This window comes from Arcobacter sp. F155, assembly GCF_004116455.1.
GTDB lineage: Bacteria > Campylobacterota > Campylobacteria > Campylobacterales > Arcobacteraceae > Halarcobacter.
Genome location: NZ_PDJU01000002.1, coordinates 1 through 18,143 on the forward strand (window position 1 = coordinate 1; position 18,143 = coordinate 18,143).

Here is an 18,143-nt window from a genome sequence, read left to right on the forward strand (position 1 = left end):
GTAGATAACATATAGAATGTTGATGCTAAAACCATGAACTTAATCAGAGTATTTGATTGTAATTGTTGCCATTCACCCTTCATTGTTAAAAGCATATTAATTGCTGATCCCCATGATGGTAAAATTAATACTACTGACATTACAGATCCCATTGTTTGCATCCAATCTGGAACTGTTGAGTAAATTAAGTGGTGTCCACCTGCCCATAAATATACAAATAATAGACCCCAGAATGCTAAGATTGATAATTTATAAGAGTAAACATTTTGTCCTGACTCTTTTGGTAAGAAATAATAAATCATAGCAATAATTGGAACTGTAAATACAAAGGCAACTGCATTATGTCCATACCACCACTGAACAATAGCATCATTTGTACCAGCATACATTGATACTGAGTGAATCCATGAACCATATCCAGATACAAAATAAGTTGGAACTTCCATATTATTAAATAGGTATAACATAGCTATTCCAAGGAAGGTTGCTATAAAGTACCAAATTGAAATATATAGAGTTCTCTCTCTTCTAACTCCAATTAAACCAAAAATTGATACTCCCCAAAGTACCCACCATGCAACAACTAAAATATCTAAAGGCCATTCTAATTCAGCATACTCTTTTGATGTTGTAATACCCATAAACAGAGTTACTACAGCTAAAAGAATAGTAATGAAGTAAAGTACAAAGTGTAATTTAGCTACACCCATTAAGAATGGTGATTCTTTTAAAGATACTTTTAATACTCTTTGCCCGATATAATACCAACACGCAAAGATACCACTAAGAGTAAAACCAAACGCAACACCATTTGTGTGTAAAGGTCTTAATCTACTGAAAGTACCATATTCACCTGCTAGGTTATTTAAACCTGGGAATGCAAGTTGAAACGCTAGTATAACACCAATAGTCATACCTATGATACCAAACAAAATCGTTGTCATTGTAAATAGTTTTACAATAGAGTAATCATACTCGATTTTTGTATAACTTTTCATATTTCTCCTTTATTGAAAGGATTATATTTTTAAATAGTGTCAACTTAGTGGTATATAAAATTTTTATTTATATTATAAAATTAGGATTATGGGATAAACTATTAGATTTAAAAGTAGAAAATAAGAGATTTAACTATAGTTTATTAAAAAGGTTTTGAAGTTCAGAAAAATCAAAAGGTTTTTTAAAATACCCTATTACATTAAGTTTTTTAGCTTCTAGATAATATTCTTCATCATTATCTGCTGTTATTAGTATTATTTTAGTATTTTCATTAGCTTTACGAATCTCTTTTATTAATTCAATTCCATTGATTCTAGGCATTAATACATCACTAATAACCAGTTCAGGTTCATATTTTTTGTAAAGTTCTAAGCCCTCTACCCCATCTTTAGCAACATAAACTTCTTCAAAAAAAGCACCTAACATATCTTTCATTATTTCAGAAACATCATAGTTGTCTTCAACATACAATACTTTTGTTATCATAACTACTTCCTAAAAAGATATTATTTATATTATATATTCTTATTACTTTTAAATACTTTAGCTATATGATAAAGTTATTTTAAAAATAGCTCCATCTTTATCATTTTGAGCTATTAAAGAACCTTTCATATTCTCTTCTATAACCATCTTACACATGTAAAGTCCTATACCTATTCCTTGTGATTTAAATTTTGTTGTAAAATAAGGTTCAAAAATTCTTTCAATAAGTTCTTTATCAATCCCTGAACCATAATCTTTAACAAAGATATAAAGATGATTATCATCCTCTTCCAAAGTTAAATCAATAACACACTCTTCTTTATCTTTCATACTATCAGAAGCATTTGATAAAAGATTTAATAAAACTTGAATAAGACCATTTTTAGAGCCTTTTATACTCTTTTTTGAAGTTAATTTATTCTCAAGATTTATTTTGCATAAGTTGTTTCTTGCAGAAAAAAGAGTTAATGTTTTACTTAAAATATCATCTATATGAAAAAGTTCATTATTTACTTTTGGATTGAAAAAACTCATAAAGTCTTCAATAGTTTCAGACATATTATTTGTAAGCAGTTTACTCTTTTCAACTATATCACTTAATGCTTTTTCATCTAAACTATTTGTTTGGTACTTTATTTCAATCTTTTGAATTAAAAGACCTAAAGTATTTAAAGGTTGTCTCCATTGATGGGCAATATTTCCAATCATCTCTCCCATAGAAGCAAGTTTAGATTGCTGGAAAAGAAGCTGATCTTTATCTCGAAGACTATTTATAGCTTCACTTACTTCATTTTCAAGCTCTTTATTATAGTTTTCTAAAAACCTTTGATTTCTAAAAATCAAGAATAAAACAATAAATACAAAAAGAGAAATAATAAGATTGTAGTAAAATATTGTATTTTCTCCCTTTTCAATTAAAGCTCTTTTATTTTGAGTTATTAATGACATAGAATAATTATTTTTATCATCGTATATTTGTATAGTATTTTCTAGACATGAACAACTATCATTTGCAGCTACTTTTACTTTTACATTCTTTAGGTATTCTGACTGTAATGTAATGTCATTATCTAAATAAGTATCTTCATTGATTTTCACTTCATTAAAAACTTTTTTTATACTATCAAGTGTTGAATTTGAAATTAACTTTCCTGCATAAATATATCCATTTACTTTTGCAGTACTATCACTATTTGAAATAGCTCTTTTTACTAAATAAAACTTGTTTTTACTTAAGTCTTTATCATCTTTGATTTTATCTTTATATATAGTAACAAACTCTTTTCTTTCAGAAAACTCAGCTAAAATATTTTCTACTAAATGTCTGTTATCTTTATAATATTTATTTAGGACAGTTGAAGTAAATTGTATCTCATCTTTTAAATTTGTAAATATTATAAAATCTATTTCTAACTCTTCAAGGGTGTTTGTTCCTTCTCTGAAGTTTTCATAAATATAAGACTGGTCTTTGTTTTGAATAAAATCATAAGTGTCATCCCATTTTGCATAGTCATTGATAATGGAATCAATATAAGAAAGTTTTTTGTTTATAATGTCTAAAGAAGAAGATAGATTTTTTATATTTTGTTCACTTTCTAACTCTTCAAAACTTTTAATAAAAAATTTATAACTTGTAATAGATAGTACCATAACAACAAATATTGAGACAATACTCGTAATCAAAGGATTTAGTTTTATATATTTCTTTTTCATTTGAATATATTAACCTAAATAATGTTTACTTAATATAAATATAGATTAAAAAAATTAAGATTAGATAGTTGGCGACCCCAGGATGATTCGAACATCCGTCTTCAGGAGGAAATCCTTATCTAGTATATTTTTCAATAATCCTTAAATATTAAAATACTACTCAACATACCTTATTATATAGGTCTTTAAAGAGTTTGACTTTTTCCAATAAAACTTATATAATTCAATAAATATTAAAATTGAGTTGGAAATAGGTTGGAAAATGTCAAGAATAAAAACTAGACTTACTGGTATTTATTATCGAGAGTCAAAAACAAATGGTAAACCTGACAAAACATATTATATAACATATAAGAATGAACAAAATAAAACTGTTGAAAAAAAGATTGGAAAATACTCAGAAGGTTTTAGAGAAAACTATTGCAATCAAATAAGAAATGAAATAATTACTAAGCAACGAATAGGAGAAGAACCACCTGCTATATCAAAGAAAAAAAAGAAATCTATACAAACTATAGAAAAAATTGCAGAGTCTTATTTTGAGCAAAGAAATGACACTAGAAGTACATTGACAGATAAATCAAACTACAACAAATATATTAAAGTCTTTTTCAATAATATAGATATTGATAATTTAAATAAAACAAATATTGATAGCTTTTCAAAGTATCTACAAAGTGTAACCTATTCCAAAAACAATAAAAAACTTGCAGAGAAGACAATTAACAATATTCTAAACCTATTTAAAACAATTATCAAATATGGAGTAAAAAATGACTTTGTTAAAAATGATGTATCAAAGTATGTAAAACTTTTTTCAATAGATAATGCAAGGGAAAGGTTTTTATCAAAAGAAGAAATAAATACTTTATTTGAAAGTTCTAAAGATGATGATGTTTTATACCTAATATATAAAATTGCATTGAATACTGGAGCAAGACTATCATCAATATTAAACATACAAAAGAATGATATTGATTTTACCCATGAGCTGCTAACACTTAAAGACTTTAAAAATAAAAGTACCTATAAAGCTTTTTTAACAAAGGAATTAAGTCAATTACTAGAGAACTACATTATAAACCATGATATTAGGAATAAACTCTTTATTTCAAATCCTGAGCGGAGATTAAGAGCATTATTAGATAATTTGTTTAATAATGATATTGAAGAGAATGATAGAAAAAATAAAATAGTATTTCATACACTTAGACATACATTTGCAAGTCACTTAGCAATAAATGGAACACCTATTTTTACAATTCAGAAACTTATGAATCATAAAGATATAAAAATGACTTTAAGATATGCAAAACTATCTCCTGATAGTGGAAGAGAAGCAATTAAAAATTTATACTAAAAGGTAAATCATGAACTATAATGAAAATTCAAGTACTATAAATGAGACTATTTACATGAATTGGGTTTGTCCACATTGTAATATTAAAGCTATCGTATTAAAAAATAACTTTGATTTTACATGTTCTGAATGTGGATTTAAAGAAATTAATGATTATATTGATCATAGTATTTACTTAAAGGAAGAATTTAGAAACTATGATACTTTAATCAAGTTAGATAGAGATTTCAAGCTTATAAAAGAATCATCAGAGCTAAACCCTGATGAATATGATTTAACTTTTCTATTTGGGAAAATGAATCCAATAAAAAAATTAATTGTAAATATTAATGATTTCAATAAAAAGGCTTTAGATACAAAATCAAAGAATATAATAATGGTATTTAATATTCAAAAAAAGAAATCACTTTTAGATTTAAATAACTATATAAAAGTACTAACTGAAAATACTTTTCGGGATTACAATCCTATAATTGGAGTTATAGATAATGAAACAGAAGATGATAAACTGATATTGTATTATCAATAAATTTAAAAAGTATAGATATGATTTATATATCTTCTTTTGGGAGTGTTAGAAATTTTGTGTCAGTCTGATAGAATTTATAATTCTAAAGGATTGAACAATGAATCAAACATTTGATTTAAATGAAGCACTTGAACAAATAAAAGCAGGTTCAAAAATAGATGGTAAAGATGGAGTCTTAGCTCCTCTTATTAAACAACTTACAGAAGCTGTATTAAAAGCTGAACTTGAGTCTCATTTAACTTCTGAGATAAATAAAAATAGAAAAAATGGTAAATCTATTAAAACTATGAAAAGTAGTGTTGGTGAATTTGAACTTGATGTTCCAAGAGATAGAAATGGTTCTTATGAGCCTCAAATAGTTAAAAAACATCAAACTCATATGTCAGATAATATAGAACAAAAAATTCTATCTTTGTATGCTTTAGGAAATAGTTATAGTCAAATATCTGAACATATTGAAGAAATGTATGGAATGAGTTTTTCTAAAGCTACAATAAGTGCTGTTACTGATAAAGTTATACCATTATTAAAAGAATGGCAACAAAGACCACTTGAATCAATCTACCCCTTTGTGTGGCTTGATGCAATACACTATAAGATTAAAGATAATGGAAGATATATATCTAAAGCTGTTTATACTGTTTTAGGAGTTGGATTAAATGGTAAAAAGGAGATATTAGGATTATATCTGTCAGAAAATGAAGGAGCTAATTTTTGGTTACAGGTTTTAACTGATTTAAATAATAGAGGAGTAGAAGATATACTTATTGCTTCAATAGATAGTTTAAAAGGATTTCCAGAAGCTATAAATGCTATATTTCCTAATACTGAAATACAACTATGTATTGTTCATCAAATTAGAAATTCAATTAGATATGTTGCTTCAAAAAACCAAAAAGAGTTTATGAAAGATTTAAAACTTATTTATCAAGCTATTTCAAAAGAATCAGCAGAAGAAGCATTAGTTCAACTTGAAAATAAGTGGGGTAAAAAATACCCTATTGTAATTCAATCTTGGAAAAACAAGTGGGAAAACTTATCTGCCTATTTTAAATATCCTGAAGATATTAGAAGAATTATCTATACTACAAATATTATTGAATCAATACATAGGCAATTTAGAAAGCTTACTAAAACTAAAGGAGCTTTTCCAAATGAAAATTCACTTTTAAAACTATTGTATATGGGAATTCAGAATGCAAATAAAAAATGGACTATGCCAGTTAGGAATTGGTCTCTTACAATCTCTCAACTTACAATATTTTTTGAAGGTAGGTTAGATAATCAATTGAGTATTTAAAACTATAAGTATAATAGCCATCTTTTTTAGATGGCTACTTTAATTCTTTTTTGAAGATATAGACTTAATCCATTGCTTACCAACAAAATAAAACATAGTGACTAAAAATATAATAGCACCACCTATATCAAGTATTGATTTTGATTCACTTTCTAAACTATCTAATGTATAAACAAACCATTCTTTTGGAAATGCAAAATCAATCATTAATGCAAATGAAACAGTGACTACAATAATTGAGATAAGATATATTATTAAGACATCATTTCCAAGAATTTTCTTTATAATCCCTGCTGTAATGATATTTGTAGCAGGAGCTGCTGCTAAAAAAATAAAAGCTACTCCAGGACTTACTCCAACTGCTAACATTGATAAAGCAATAGGAATGGCTGAAATAGAGCATACATATAAAGGTAATGCAACTAAAAAAACTAATGCATAAGCGATAAACAAATTATCATTTAAAAATTCAACCCCATTATTTGGAATTAAAAGTAAAAATAAAGTTGCTAATATTAGCCCATAAAACATTGGTTTGGCTAAATCACTAAAAACTTCATTCATTGCATAATCATATGCTTTTTTAAATTGACTCTCTTTTACTACTTCATTAGAAGAAGAACCACAACAAGAAGAACTACAACAAGACTTTTTCTCTTCTTCTTGAATGTCATCATATGATTCTTTTACAAAACTACCAGCGACAACTCCACTAATGAAACTTGAAATAACTCTAATTATTGCCACTGGAAGACCAAATACTCCATATGTAGCTATAATTGAATCAATTCCAGTCATTGGAGTAGTAATATAAAAACTTGTCACAGCTTTTTTAGAAGCACCTTTTTGTCTTAAACTTGTAGCCAAAGGTATTACACCACAAGAACAAAGAGGAAGAGGAATACCATATAATGCCCCTTTTAAAGCACTATATTTATTATCTTCACCTAAATGTTTTTTAATCCAATCTTCTGAAATATATAGGTGGATTATTCCTACAAAAATTAATCCAATTAAAACATATAGACCTATCATTACTGATAGTTCCCAAAAGCTTTGCAAAAAATTTAATATAAATTCCATACTTATTCCTTGAATAAAAATATTTTTTCTAATAAACCTATTAAATCAGGGTTATTCACTTCATCAATAAAATAGTAAATAGTTAAACCTTCTCTTGATTTATTCAATATTCCACCATCTTTTAATTTTCTAAGGTGTTGTGAAATTGCAGATTGATTAACTTCTAATATTTCACCAATGTCACATACACAAAGTTTATTGAAGTTTTTAAGTAGTAATACAATTTTTAGTCTAACACTATTTGACAGTAGTGCTAATTTTTCTGATTCTTTTTCTATCTCTAAATGATTATCAGAAATAAAACTCTTAGCTTTTTCAACTTCACTGATATTACTTGACTCTCTATAACATTCTTCACTCATATAAACTCCAATATAATTATATTAGAATATTCTAATATAATAAAATATGTTTGTCAAGTTGATTTATTATTTGTGGAATTAAATTTACAAATAATTATGAATATGATATAGTTTTATTCAACTATCAGGATTTGACACAAAACTCTAAACAGTCTCCTTCTTTTTTAAAACTATTTTACACTTCCTTAATTTATTATAAAAAGAAAAACATCCTTTTATAAAATGTAGTATTTAATCGAGAAAATGTATTGCTTCAAGTGTTTAAAATGATATATCATTTTTTTTAATTTGTAAAATTATTTTTTAATTGTTGAATTTCTATCAAATATTTTTCATATAAAGAATTTACTTGTATAGCTTGGTGTATAGAAGATATTGTTTTTTCATAAAGTTTTTTAAATTCAATAGTAGATTTTTTAATTCTTTGAAGTTCTTCTAATTGAATTTTAATTTTATTCTCTCTTGATTTTGGAATATACATTCCATCTTTTGTCATTACAACACCAGTAATAATAGAATTTATACCAATTTTACCCCTATAAAATTTCTTCTTATCAGGCTTGTTTTTACTGATATCAAAACCATTACTCTTTATTATATAAAAGGCTTTTCTCAAAAAATTATGACTTATAATATTATTTGAAGAAAAAGAAATGTCATCAACATAAACAGAAAACTTAACTCCTTGACTTTTTGCTAAATCATAAAGTTCATCAAACATTCTTTTATTTATAACATATGAAAAATATTGACTTAATGGACTACCAGTAATTAGTGCTCTCATTCCATTTGATTTTTTTTGTGGTGCTGTTATGGCATTTGAAATAAATTCTGCAACATCACTTGATTGTTTATAAGTTAAAATCAATTCTTTTTTAATATATTTCTTTGTAATTGAAGGGAAAAATCTTGTTATATCAATAAGAAAAAAATGATTACTTTCTATATGAGATTTTGCATTTGTAATATATGATTGTTTTTTTATACCTGATTTTAAATATTCTTCTTTTGGTAAATTATCAAAAAGTTTTTTTAATCTTTTATGAATATATTCTGTTTTTGGAAGACATTTAAAATATTCTCTATTAGTTTCTTCAATTTTATCAAAGTATTTATAACCTGAACAAGGATTATTTTTAAAATCTTTTCTTAGTTTTTTATAATAGTTAAAATCACTAATTAGTAAGTAAGCAGAGAGTTTCCTCTCTGATTTACAGTTGTAAAGAGAACATTGATACTTAATTTTATAATCCTCTTTTTCATATAAAGTAAAGCCATTACAGCTTGAATTGTCTCAACTAAATAGTGAGCAATTAGTTTTTTCAAAATAGTTTTAAAAAAATCTTTCATATCTATCTCCTTTCATAAAATCTCCTGCAAATGCAGTGTGCTCCTAAATTTTATAAATTACAATAGATACCATAATGACCTTTAAGTGCTCCAAGAATTTATAGGTTATCTATGGGACACATTAAGGTTTATTGGAAGATTACTTTAAGATTTTAAGGATAACTATAACATTATCTATAAATCAATTTGTTCCCCAATAACAAGTTAGGTTAAAAACCTTGGCTTATTAAGCACTGAAACATAAGTTTCTTTAATGAAGCATAAATATATTATACCAAAAATAGTTATTTTTCACAAGTATTAAATAAGACTTTTTAACTCACCTAAATCTTTATTTATATCACTTGATAAACTCTCAATTTCAGACAAAATATCTTCTGTTGGAGCATATTCAACTTCTTCATATTCAATCTCTTTATATCTATTGATTGATAAATCAAAATCATTATCTTTAATATCTTTTATATCAACAAAGAAATGTTTTTTAGTTTCTTTATAATCTTCAGTATCTTTTTTAGTATATTGTTCTAAAATATCAGGTATGTCATTTTGTTCAATTTTATTTCTTTTGTCATCTAAACTATATCCATCTGCTTCCATATCATAGAACCAAACTTTTGAAGTAGTTCCACCTTTTACAAAAACTAAAACAGCTGTTGATACTCCTGCATAAGGTTTAAATACACCACTTGGCATTTTAATCACTGCTTTTAATTCATTTTTTTCTAAAAGATTTTTTCTTAATGTCTTATGTGCTTTACTACTTCCAAATAAAACACCATCAGGGATAATAACCCCACATCTACCACCAATATCTAAAACCCTTTCAATTAAATCTAAAAATAGAAGTTCTGTTTTAGTTGAAGTAATAGAGAAGTTCTCATTTTGGTCTTCTTTATCAATACTTCCTTTAAATGGTGGATTAGCTAAAACTACTTGATACATATCTTTTTCATTATAACCTTTTGAAAGTGTATCAGCTTGTTTTATATGAGGGTTAGAAATATCATGCAACATCATATTCATCATTGATATTCTAATCATTGAAATATCACTGTCATTTCCATAGAATGTTTCATTTGATAGTTTTTCCCATAAGTTAGTATCTGTTAAATTAGCTCCTAATTTTCCACCTTTTTCAGTATATGGTTGAAGCATATGAGAATAAGCACTTACTAAAAATCCTGCTGTTCCACAACTTGGGTCAAATACTTTTTCACCAATTTGAGGATTTACAAGAGAAGTTATCATTTGAATAATATGTCTAGGAGTTCTAAATTGTCCATTTTTACCACTTGAAGATATTTCACTTAAAAGATATTCATACATATCTCCTAAGCTATCCATAAACCCCTCTTCATCTTCTTCTAATATATCAAATATTTGGTCAATTCCATCAACCGTTTCACTTAATAATGATGGTTTTGTAATAATAAATGCTAAATCTTTAAGTGATTTATTAAACTCACTTCCTTCATTGTATTTTTTGATAAAAGGAAATGCTTCATCTCTAATTGTTTCAAGCATAGTTTCACTATCTAACTCTTTAAAGTTATCCCACTTAGCCATTTTGTCATTTTCAAAAAGCGATACATATTTTTCACCAGTAAATGAACTTTGTAAAATAGCTTTATTATCATTTTCATTTAAAAGTTTTAAAAATATTAGTGCTGTTATTTGTTGTATTGCATCAAGTGGATTAGCAATTCCACCACTCCAAAATTTATTCCAAATACTATCAATTTTACTTTTTACTTCACTTCTTACGAACATTTTTTACCTTTTACTTATTAAGTTCTTTATTACATTCTATAATAAATTCTTGATGTGCCTTATACACATCATCTGCTAAATTATTTAAAACTTTTGCATTATTCATATTCTGCTCATATGAATTGTATTTTTTATTTAATTGTCTAAATTCAAATTCATCATTTATATAAAAAGTTTTATCACTAATTTCTTCTAAAAAAAGCTTTATTTTTTCTATAAGATTTAACTTATAAATTTCAATGTTTTCATTCAGAAATTTATATTCAGCACTATTCCAAAATCTAACAATTTTATGTAAAGGTTCTATTTTTGAATCTCTAAACATATTATAAAAATCATTATGTCTGATAAATTCTATTGTTCCTTCTGTTGGCAAACATAATAAAAATTTTTCAAATAATTCTTTATCTTTTTTTATATATTTTTCTTTACTTATATTATTTTGATTATTTAAATTACTAATATTTAAGATTCTTCTTCCTAATCTAACTAATTCTTGATGTGATTCAACAACTTTATTAGCTAAATCATTCATTTCTTCAATTTTTTCAATAACTTGTTTTGGTAAATCCCATTCACCCTGACAATTATCTGGAATAGTTGAAAACCAGCCATTTCTTTGAGAATAACTGCCCATACTATTTTTATAAATAAATTTACTAATATTTTCATATAGTTCTTTTCTAATTATTTCTAAATCTTCATTTATAAATTCATATTCAGCATTATTCCATTCACATTGAAAATCCATAATTTGTCTTAATTCTTCAAGTTGAAAACTATCTCCAAAAGAATGAGTTTTCAAAAATTCAATACTTCCATTTGATGGAAGTTCTTTTAAAAATTTATTAAAAAGAATATTATCTTTTTCAATAATTGATTTTTTTTCTAAGCTAGCTTGTTTATGTAATAGGTATTTTTCAAAATATGAAGTGATTAAACTGTAAATCAATGCAATAACAACTAATAAAACTCCAATTAAACTATCTTTGTCATCAGTAATTGTAATGCTATATTCTTTTTCTAAAATAGCATTTAATATTTTTTCAAATAGTGGTGTTCCAAGTAAAGCAAGTCCTGCAATCACAATAGTCCAAGTTATTTTATTGTAAAAACTTGGTTTAAATAGTTTGATAATTTCAATAATTTTATCAATATTCAAACTATTTCCCCTTTGAAAGCTTTTTGCATTAAAGAGTTATGTAAATCTTCAAGTTGTTTTAGTTTTTGATTTTCTTTTTCTTTTATTGTCTCACATTTTTCAACTATTGAAGCAAATTTATTTTGTAGTTCTATTGGTGGTAAAATAGTATCTAAGTCTTTTAATACTGGTCCAGTAATACCTTGAATTGTAGCACCTCTTTGTTGTGATTTTAGAAAATCATTGTAATAATTTATAAAGAAATATAAAAATATGTTTGATAAGTTAGTTGATATATTTGTCATTGACATAATATCTTGATTAGTGCAAAGTTCTGATTTATTTATTGATACTTTTCCTACTCCTACTCTTGTTCCAATTATAATAGAATTTTTAGGAATAATTTTAGTAGCACTATTATTTACTGCTTCATTTGTAATAAATTCAACTGCATCTTCTTCATTTATGTAAATTTTTCCTAATGAAATTGTAGTAATCCAAGGAATATCTCCATCAAAATATTCAGGTTTTTTTCTTGAAGGTGTTCCTCCACCTTTCCAATCAGCTAATTTACCTAATTTTTCAGTTTCCCACTCCATAGGGTTTTTAATTGGGTCTCCAAACATTTCAATAAACTTTGATTTTAAAAATAAATCATATTTTTCTAAAAGTTCTTTTTGTTTTTCTATTAGATTTGAAGTTAAATCAAGAACTTTTACTATTTTTTCTTGTTGTTGAAGTGGTGGGATTAAAATTGTTGTGTCAATATATCTTTTTAGTTGAAGATTTCTAATACCTGTTGTTTTATTTTGATAATAAGAAGTAATTCCTTTTTTATGATTAAAATATAGTGAATAGAATAAATATTTTGAATTCAAACTATCTTTACATCTTATAATACTTGTAAAATTATTACAAGTATAATTATTATCTTTTATATTAAAATACACAACTCTTCCAACTGGAATTGTATCACTTCCACCTGATTTTTCAATTATTATATCTCCATATTCTAATCTTTTTTTATCAAATACTTTCGGTTCAATATATCTTTCTGCTATATCATCAAGTTTTAATTTTCCAATATTTGTAAAGTTTGTAGTTCTTAATACATATCTTTTATTTTTATCAGCATCATCAATATCTTTACCCCATTCTCCACTAATAGGATTAAAAATATGATTACTTATTGTATCTATCATACAGCAGTTTCCTTGTCATCTATTATCTCAACTAGTTCATTCATTAGGCTACCTTTAAACATTCCTAATATTCCCATTTTATGATATTTTGTAAATGGGTTTTGCATTAAATCTTTTCTTGTAATATTATGTTTTTCTTTTATATAGTGTTTTATAGCTTTTATAAACTCAATTTGATTTGAGTTTAATGTATGTGTTTCTATAAATTTATCAAGTAAAAAAGGAAGTTTATACTCTTTTTTATTGATGATATTGCTTAAAATCTCAACCATATCATTTGATTTACAATCAAATATCTTACATAGTTGTTCAGTATCTAAACCTTGTTTTATTAAATCATTTTTTAGGTTTTCTATATCTTCATTATCAAGTGGAGCACCAATAAATAGTTTTTGTAAAGTTTCAGATTGGTTTATTATCTTTTGTAAAGTTTCTAATAAACTTTTTTCATACTCTTTTATATTTACTGATGGGTGATTTATTTCAATATCTGTAATAGTTGAAATTGCATCTTCTAAATCAAAATGAACAACTTGAACTTCATTTTTTGATTTATATTTCATTAAAGGAGCTAATTTATCAGTTATTTCATTTGTAGTGTTAAAATCTATTTCAAACCAATACTTTCCATCACTACATTTATCTAATAGTTCTAAATTATCTTTTACTATTGTTAGTGATTTATTAATTCTAACTCTTTCTATATCATTTAAAATAGAGTTGATATATTTCTCTATTAGTTTTGTATCATTTTTGATTTTTACATTTTGAAGTTTTTTAACTTTCACTCTAAATTGTAATTCTTGTGGTTCTTTTACTTCTATTCTATCAATTAGTTCAGATATATTTCCAAGTGCTAAAAGGTTTGATTTAAGGTTATTGTAAAAGTCTTCATTTACATTTGATAAAAGTGTTGCTTTTGATTTTATAAAGAAGTCTTCTTTGGGTAAAGAGTTTATTTGTTCTCTTATCTCTTCTTTTACATATTCAAACTCTTCATTATCTAAGTTTTTAAGTAGTTGTATATTTTCATTAAATATTTTTCTGTTTAAAGAGATTTGTTCTTTTGGTTCAAAACCTTCTGGCTTATCATTAAAGTATTCAAAATTACCCCAAAAATCAAATATTACAAATTTTTCTTTTGTGAAAACTTCATCATATAGTCTTGTTCCTCTTCCTATCATTTGCCAAAATTTAGCTCTACTAAATACAGGTTTTGCAAACACTAAATTCATAATAGAAGGAACATCAATACCAGTATCTAACATATCAACAGAAATAGCAATATTAAAACCACTATCTACATCCCTAAACTCTTTAATTAGTTCTTCTGTATTGTTTAGTTCAGATACAATAACCTTTGCTACTTTTGAGTGGTATTGTGGAAAAAGTTCATTAAATAGTTTCTCTAATCTATATGCATGAGGCTTACTTACAGCAAATATAATTGTTTTTGCAGGTAAGTTTGTAATTGGGTGTTTATAGCAGTTATCCATAAAAGTGGTTAGTATTTTTCTATTTGTGTCATCATTGATAACCATTTTCTCAATAGAACTACCTTCAAAATCTATATCTTCTTCACTAAAACCACTGTTTTTTAATTTTTCTTGTTCCTCTTTTGAAAGTAAATCAAATTTAATTCCCTTGTCTTGAAATTTTGTTTTTATATTCATAACTTCATAAGGACATAAATAGTTATCTTCAATAGCTTGTTCATATGTATATGCAAAAGTTGGATTACCTCTATCAGTTCCAAAAAACTTAAAAGTATCTCTATCTATAAAATCAACAGGTGTTGCAGTAAGTCCTAATTTTAAAGCATCAAATTTTAAAAATAGTTGTCCATAGTAATTATAAATACTTCTATGACTTTCATCTGCAACTACTAAATCAAAGAAACCTTGACTAATATCTGTTTTTTTAAGTAATGACATCATAGTTTGATAAGTTGATACATATAACCTTTTATCTTTTTCAAAAGTTTCTGTTTCAATTCTTTGTCTTGATTGGTTTGGTAAATGTTCTTTGAAATTATCCATAGCTTGTCTTGCTAATTCTCTTCTATCTGCTAAAAATAAAACTCTTTTTACAAAACCTTCTCTTAATAAAATATCTACCAAAGATATAATAGTTCTTGTTTTACCAGTTCCAGTTGCCATAACCCATAAAATACTTCTATGTTTATCATTTAATTTTTCAAGTGTTCTTGTAATAGCTTCAACTTGATAATGTCTCCCTGCAATATTTTTATTTAGTAATTCAGGTGATAAAACTATATTATTTTCATTTCTTTTTCTGTAAGTTTCTAAATCTTCTAATGAATGGTAAGATAATACTTTTCTTGGAACTCCATTTTCACTATCCCAAAACTCTATTTCATTTCCATTTGTAATATAAATAAATGGAGTAAAACCTTGTTTATTTTTAATTCTTCTTGCATAATATTCAGCTTGTGTTTTAGCACTTTGGACAGCTTTATTATCTCTTTTAGCTTCAACAACAGCAATTATATGTCCAGTTTTATTTAATAATACATAATCAACATATCTTTTTGTTTTATCAAAAAATGCAGGTAAGTTGTCATCTAATTCTATTTCATACTCTTGAATTACTTTTAGAGTATCATTTATATTCCAACCACTATTATTTAGTTCTATGTCTATTAAATCAAATCTTGTTTGTGCTTCTGTCATAAGAGAGTTCCATATATAAGATTTCTTATTATATCTTTATATTGTTTTTATATAGATAATAAGGTACTCTTTATTATAAAAGTCTATGTTTTTTATTTATACCAATTGGTTTTTTAGAAGATTTATTTTCTTCAACTTCATTAGGAATAGGTTCCAACTCAACATCAATCTTTTTAGTAAAATGTTTTTTCATTTCTAAACTTGCCAAATAAACTTTTAATTGTACTTTTTCTACATAAGATAAATTTGAATCCTCATTTATATTCAAATTATCTTTGTTAACTTCTAAATATCTATTTATATCTTCTATTTGCATATTAATCCTTTTTATCTTTTATGAAAATAAAACTTACTAACCTCTCACTTATAGTAATAGGTTAGCAAGCAAAGGGGTACGTCGCCCCCTTTTGAAACCCCATCAATGATACCTAATGGAATTTTGTTTTCTTACATGAATATTCTCTTTATTCATTAACTTAAGTACACTATTTTCTATATCTTCATATTCATCTTCACATTCTAAAATATCAGATATTTTAGTTAAGAATGCATCCATTTTTTCATAACCAGATTTATAATCTTCATAATCACTATACTTATCTTCTAATTCTTGTATTTTTAACGTTAACTCTTGAACTTCATTATTTAATTTTGTATTCAGTCCAAGATATGAGTTCTTCTTTGATTCAGATAAACTAAGTTGCTTTTTCAATTCTTTAACTTCATCAAGAGCTTTTTTGTTAATAAGTGGTGCATTTTTAACTTCTAAAAGCTTCTCATTATAAGGCTTTAATATCTTTACTAATTTATCCTTATCCAATAGAGTAAGAGTTTGTTGTTCCGTTTTTAACAATCCTTTTTTAACTTCAATTTCTTTTACTTGTGATACATAATCTAAAATAGCTTGAATACTGTAAACATTATAGTCATCACCAATGGGCTCTAAATCTTTTATCTTTTCTTCTAAAAAAGCTTTTTGTTCTGTGAGCTTATTTACATCAGTTTCTTTATCTTTTAAGCTTATACGAGCAGTTTTGATAGCTTTATCAATGGAATCTAACTCTACTTTTAGTTTTGTTATGTTTATTGATGATTTTTTTAATTCTTTTTTCTTCGATTGAAGTTCTTTAATTTGTTTTTTTATTTGGTTTTCTAAATCATTTAACTCTGCTTTATGCATTTCTACTACTTTCAAATGTCTTGTAGTTGATTTACGTTTACCTCGAACAAAATTAATTTCTTTAAATGCTTCACCTACTGCATCTTGAAACTTACTTCTACCATACTCTTTCAGTTTCATATGAACACTTTGTCCCTGACTTGTATGATTTGCAAATGAAAAATGTAGGTGAGGTGTTTTTTCATCATAGTGAATAACAAAATAAAAAAGCTCAATATCTTCTCTTACAGCTTTTTTAATTTCTAATTGAATGTTTTTTACTGCCTGTCTAAAATATTTTTCTAGTTGAGTTTTAGTAAGTTCTTTATTTTTTAGTTTTTCATTAATGGATGGGCTTAATGTAATTACCCCTGAAAGGAAATCAGATTGTTTTCCCTTTGTTAGATTTCTATAATTACCATGCTTCTTTTTATGATTTTCTCTGAATATCTTATTATATTCTTTATAAGATTTTTTTACTTTTTGTTTTACAATATTTGAATCATATTTCATGTAAGAGTTTTTGTATTTGTTATGAAACATATTATCTCTTAAATAACTAACTTTTGATAAACGAAAATCATGATTAATTTGAGCGATTGAAGAAGAACATGTTTCAAAACGAACTTGAACATAATCAGCCATGTTCATCTCTTATACATTTACCAATTAATTCATCAATATTCTTCTTCAATACTTTAATTTTACTCTCTTTAGTTAAGATAATATAATAATTTTGTTTTATCTCAATATTAATGATAATTGAGTCTATTTGTTTATAGATAATTCTTTTATCTATCATGTCATTTATTTTCTTGTAATCAAGAAAGTCTTTAAAATTTTCTAATGTCAATTTTTCATCATTAATCAAATTTGAGAAAATAGCTTTTCTATGAAGCCTTTCACTTTTATAAGGCTTTAAACCATCTTCTTTTAACCATGCATAAAAGCTATCAAATAGCTCTATTTTATCTTCATAAGTAGTCTTCATCT

The 18,143-nt window shown here is 25.4% G+C and carries 17 protein-coding genes; 3 read left to right on the forward strand and 14 right to left on the reverse strand.

Features of this window, described 5'->3' with window-relative positions; all coding sequences use genetic code 11:
- The 3 genes from CRV03_RS02495 to CRV03_RS02505 form a co-directional block, all read right to left on the reverse strand.
- The coding region (locus CRV03_RS02495) for a cbb3-type cytochrome c oxidase subunit I (protein ID WP_129083578.1) at positions 1-998 on the reverse strand (998 nt) is incomplete at its 3' end.
- A gap of 133 nt (positions 999-1,131) precedes the next feature.
- Positions 1,132-1,485: a response regulator transcription factor gene (locus tag CRV03_RS02500; RefSeq protein ID WP_129083579.1), complete on the reverse strand. Its 354-nt coding sequence runs from the start codon at positions 1,483-1,485 to the stop codon at positions 1,132-1,134.
- Positions 1,486-1,542: 57 nt separating this feature from the next.
- Positions 1,543-3,198, reverse strand: coding sequence for an ATP-binding protein (locus CRV03_RS02505; RefSeq protein ID WP_129083580.1), 1,656 nt, complete (start codon positions 3,196-3,198; stop codon positions 1,543-1,545).
- Positions 3,199-3,460: 262 nt separating this feature from the next.
- On the opposite strand from CRV03_RS02505, the gene CRV03_RS02510 reads away from it, so the two are divergent.
- The 3 genes from CRV03_RS02510 (at position 3,461) to CRV03_RS02520 (ending at position 6,387) form a co-directional block, all read left to right on the forward strand.
- Positions 3,461-4,558, forward strand: a complete 1,098-nt coding sequence (locus CRV03_RS02510; protein WP_129083581.1) for a tyrosine-type recombinase/integrase — start codon at positions 3,461-3,463, stop codon at positions 4,556-4,558.
- Between the two features lie 10 nt (positions 4,559-4,568).
- Positions 4,569-5,087: a hypothetical protein gene (locus CRV03_RS02515; RefSeq protein WP_129083582.1), complete on the forward strand. Its 519-nt coding sequence runs from the start codon at positions 4,569-4,571 to the stop codon at positions 5,085-5,087.
- Between the two features lie 97 nt (positions 5,088-5,184).
- Entirely contained in the window at positions 5,185-6,387 is a 1,203-nt protein-coding gene (locus tag CRV03_RS02520) for an IS256 family transposase (protein ID WP_129083583.1), read from the forward strand.
- A gap of 39 nt (positions 6,388-6,426) precedes the next feature.
- On the opposite strand, the gene CRV03_RS02525 is transcribed toward CRV03_RS02520, so the two are convergent.
- The 11 genes from CRV03_RS02525 to CRV03_RS02570 all read right to left on the reverse strand — a co-directional run bounded on the left by CRV03_RS02525 (position 6,427) and on the right by CRV03_RS02570 (position 18,141).
- Positions 6,427-7,470, reverse strand: a complete 1,044-nt coding sequence (locus CRV03_RS02525) for a permease (protein ID WP_129083584.1) — start codon at positions 7,468-7,470, stop codon at positions 6,427-6,429.
- Between the two features lie 2 nt (positions 7,471-7,472).
- Positions 7,473-7,832 (reverse strand): metalloregulator ArsR/SmtB family transcription factor, encoded by a 360-nt coding sequence (locus CRV03_RS02530; RefSeq protein WP_129083585.1) that lies wholly within the window; start codon positions 7,830-7,832, stop codon positions 7,473-7,475.
- Positions 7,833-8,115: 283 nt separating this feature from the next.
- Positions 8,116-9,075, reverse strand: coding sequence for a reverse transcriptase domain-containing protein (locus tag CRV03_RS14355; RefSeq protein WP_375153731.1), 960 nt, complete (start codon positions 9,073-9,075; stop codon positions 8,116-8,118).
- Positions 9,012-9,182 carry a hypothetical protein gene (locus tag CRV03_RS14080; RefSeq protein ID WP_164968600.1) on the reverse strand — a complete coding sequence of 57 codons (171 nt, stop codon included), beginning with the start codon at positions 9,180-9,182 and terminating at the stop codon, positions 9,012-9,014. The genes CRV03_RS14355 and CRV03_RS14080 overlap by 64 nt, the downstream gene beginning before the upstream one ends.
- A gap of 300 nt (positions 9,183-9,482) precedes the next feature.
- Positions 9,483-10,955: an N-6 DNA methylase gene (locus CRV03_RS02540; protein WP_129083587.1), complete on the reverse strand. Its 1,473-nt coding sequence runs from the start codon at positions 10,953-10,955 to the stop codon at positions 9,483-9,485.
- Positions 10,956-10,965: 10 nt separating this feature from the next.
- The gene (locus tag CRV03_RS02545) at positions 10,966-12,117 is read right to left on the reverse strand and encodes a hypothetical protein (RefSeq protein WP_129083588.1); all 1,152 of its coding nucleotides are present in this window, start codon (positions 12,115-12,117) and stop codon (positions 10,966-10,968) included.
- A complete protein-coding gene (locus CRV03_RS02550) occupies positions 12,114-13,298 on the reverse strand; it encodes a restriction endonuclease subunit S (protein ID WP_129083589.1) in 1,185 nt (394 codons plus the stop codon). Before CRV03_RS02550 ends, CRV03_RS02545 begins: the two co-directional genes overlap by 4 nt.
- Positions 13,295-15,991: a DEAD/DEAH box helicase family protein gene (locus CRV03_RS02555; RefSeq protein WP_129083590.1), complete on the reverse strand. Its 2,697-nt coding sequence runs from the start codon at positions 15,989-15,991 to the stop codon at positions 13,295-13,297. Before CRV03_RS02555 ends, CRV03_RS02550 begins: the two co-directional genes overlap by 4 nt.
- A 73-nt stretch (positions 15,992-16,064) precedes the next feature.
- The gene (locus tag CRV03_RS02560; protein WP_129083591.1) at positions 16,065-16,307 is read right to left on the reverse strand and encodes a hypothetical protein; all 243 of its coding nucleotides are present in this window, start codon (positions 16,305-16,307) and stop codon (positions 16,065-16,067) included.
- Between the two features lie 102 nt (positions 16,308-16,409).
- Positions 16,410-17,795 (reverse strand): hypothetical protein, encoded by a 1,386-nt coding sequence (locus CRV03_RS02565; RefSeq protein ID WP_129083592.1) that lies wholly within the window; start codon positions 17,793-17,795, stop codon positions 16,410-16,412.
- The gene (locus CRV03_RS02570) at positions 17,788-18,141 is read right to left on the reverse strand and encodes a hypothetical protein (RefSeq protein WP_129083593.1); all 354 of its coding nucleotides are present in this window, start codon (positions 18,139-18,141) and stop codon (positions 17,788-17,790) included. The genes CRV03_RS02565 and CRV03_RS02570 overlap by 8 nt, the downstream gene beginning before the upstream one ends.
- Positions 18,142-18,143: the final 2 nt, after the last annotated feature.

Excerpts from the sequence above, each read along its gene's own strand:
- CRV03_RS02500 (WP_129083579.1), bottom strand. The coding sequence starts at position 1,485 with ATGATAACAAAAGTATTGTATGTTGAAGACAACTATGATGTTTCTGAA.
- CRV03_RS02505 (WP_129083580.1), bottom strand. The coding sequence starts at position 3,198 with ATGAAAAAGAAATATATAAAACTAAATCCTTTGATTACGAGTATTGTC.
- CRV03_RS02510 (WP_129083581.1), top strand. The coding sequence starts at position 3,461 with ATGTCAAGAATAAAAACTAGACTTACTGGTATTTATTATCGAGAGTCA.
- CRV03_RS02515 (WP_129083582.1), top strand. The coding sequence starts at position 4,569 with ATGAACTATAATGAAAATTCAAGTACTATAAATGAGACTATTTACATG.
- CRV03_RS02520 (WP_129083583.1), top strand. The coding sequence starts at position 5,185 with ATGAATCAAACATTTGATTTAAATGAAGCACTTGAACAAATAAAAGCA.
- CRV03_RS02525 (WP_129083584.1), bottom strand. The coding sequence starts at position 7,470 with ATGGAATTTATATTAAATTTTTTGCAAAGCTTTTGGGAACTATCAGTA.
- CRV03_RS02530 (WP_129083585.1), bottom strand. The coding sequence starts at position 7,832 with ATGAGTGAAGAATGTTATAGAGAGTCAAGTAATATCAGTGAAGTTGAA.
- CRV03_RS14080 (WP_164968600.1), bottom strand. The coding sequence starts at position 9,182 with ATGAAAGATTTTTTTAAAACTATTTTGAAAAAACTAATTGCTCACTAT.
- CRV03_RS02540 (WP_129083587.1), bottom strand. The coding sequence starts at position 10,955 with ATGTTCGTAAGAAGTGAAGTAAAAAGTAAAATTGATAGTATTTGGAAT.
- CRV03_RS02550 (WP_129083589.1), bottom strand. The coding sequence starts at position 13,298 with ATGATAGATACAATAAGTAATCATATTTTTAATCCTATTAGTGGAGAA.
- CRV03_RS02555 (WP_129083590.1), bottom strand. The coding sequence starts at position 15,991 with ATGACAGAAGCACAAACAAGATTTGATTTAATAGACATAGAACTAAAT.
- CRV03_RS02560 (WP_129083591.1), bottom strand. The coding sequence starts at position 16,307 with ATGCAAATAGAAGATATAAATAGATATTTAGAAGTTAACAAAGATAAT.
- CRV03_RS02565 (WP_129083592.1), bottom strand. The coding sequence starts at position 17,795 with ATGGCTGATTATGTTCAAGTTCGTTTTGAAACATGTTCTTCTTCAATC.
- CRV03_RS02570 (WP_129083593.1), bottom strand. The coding sequence starts at position 18,141 with ATGAAGACTACTTATGAAGATAAAATAGAGCTATTTGATAGCTTTTAT.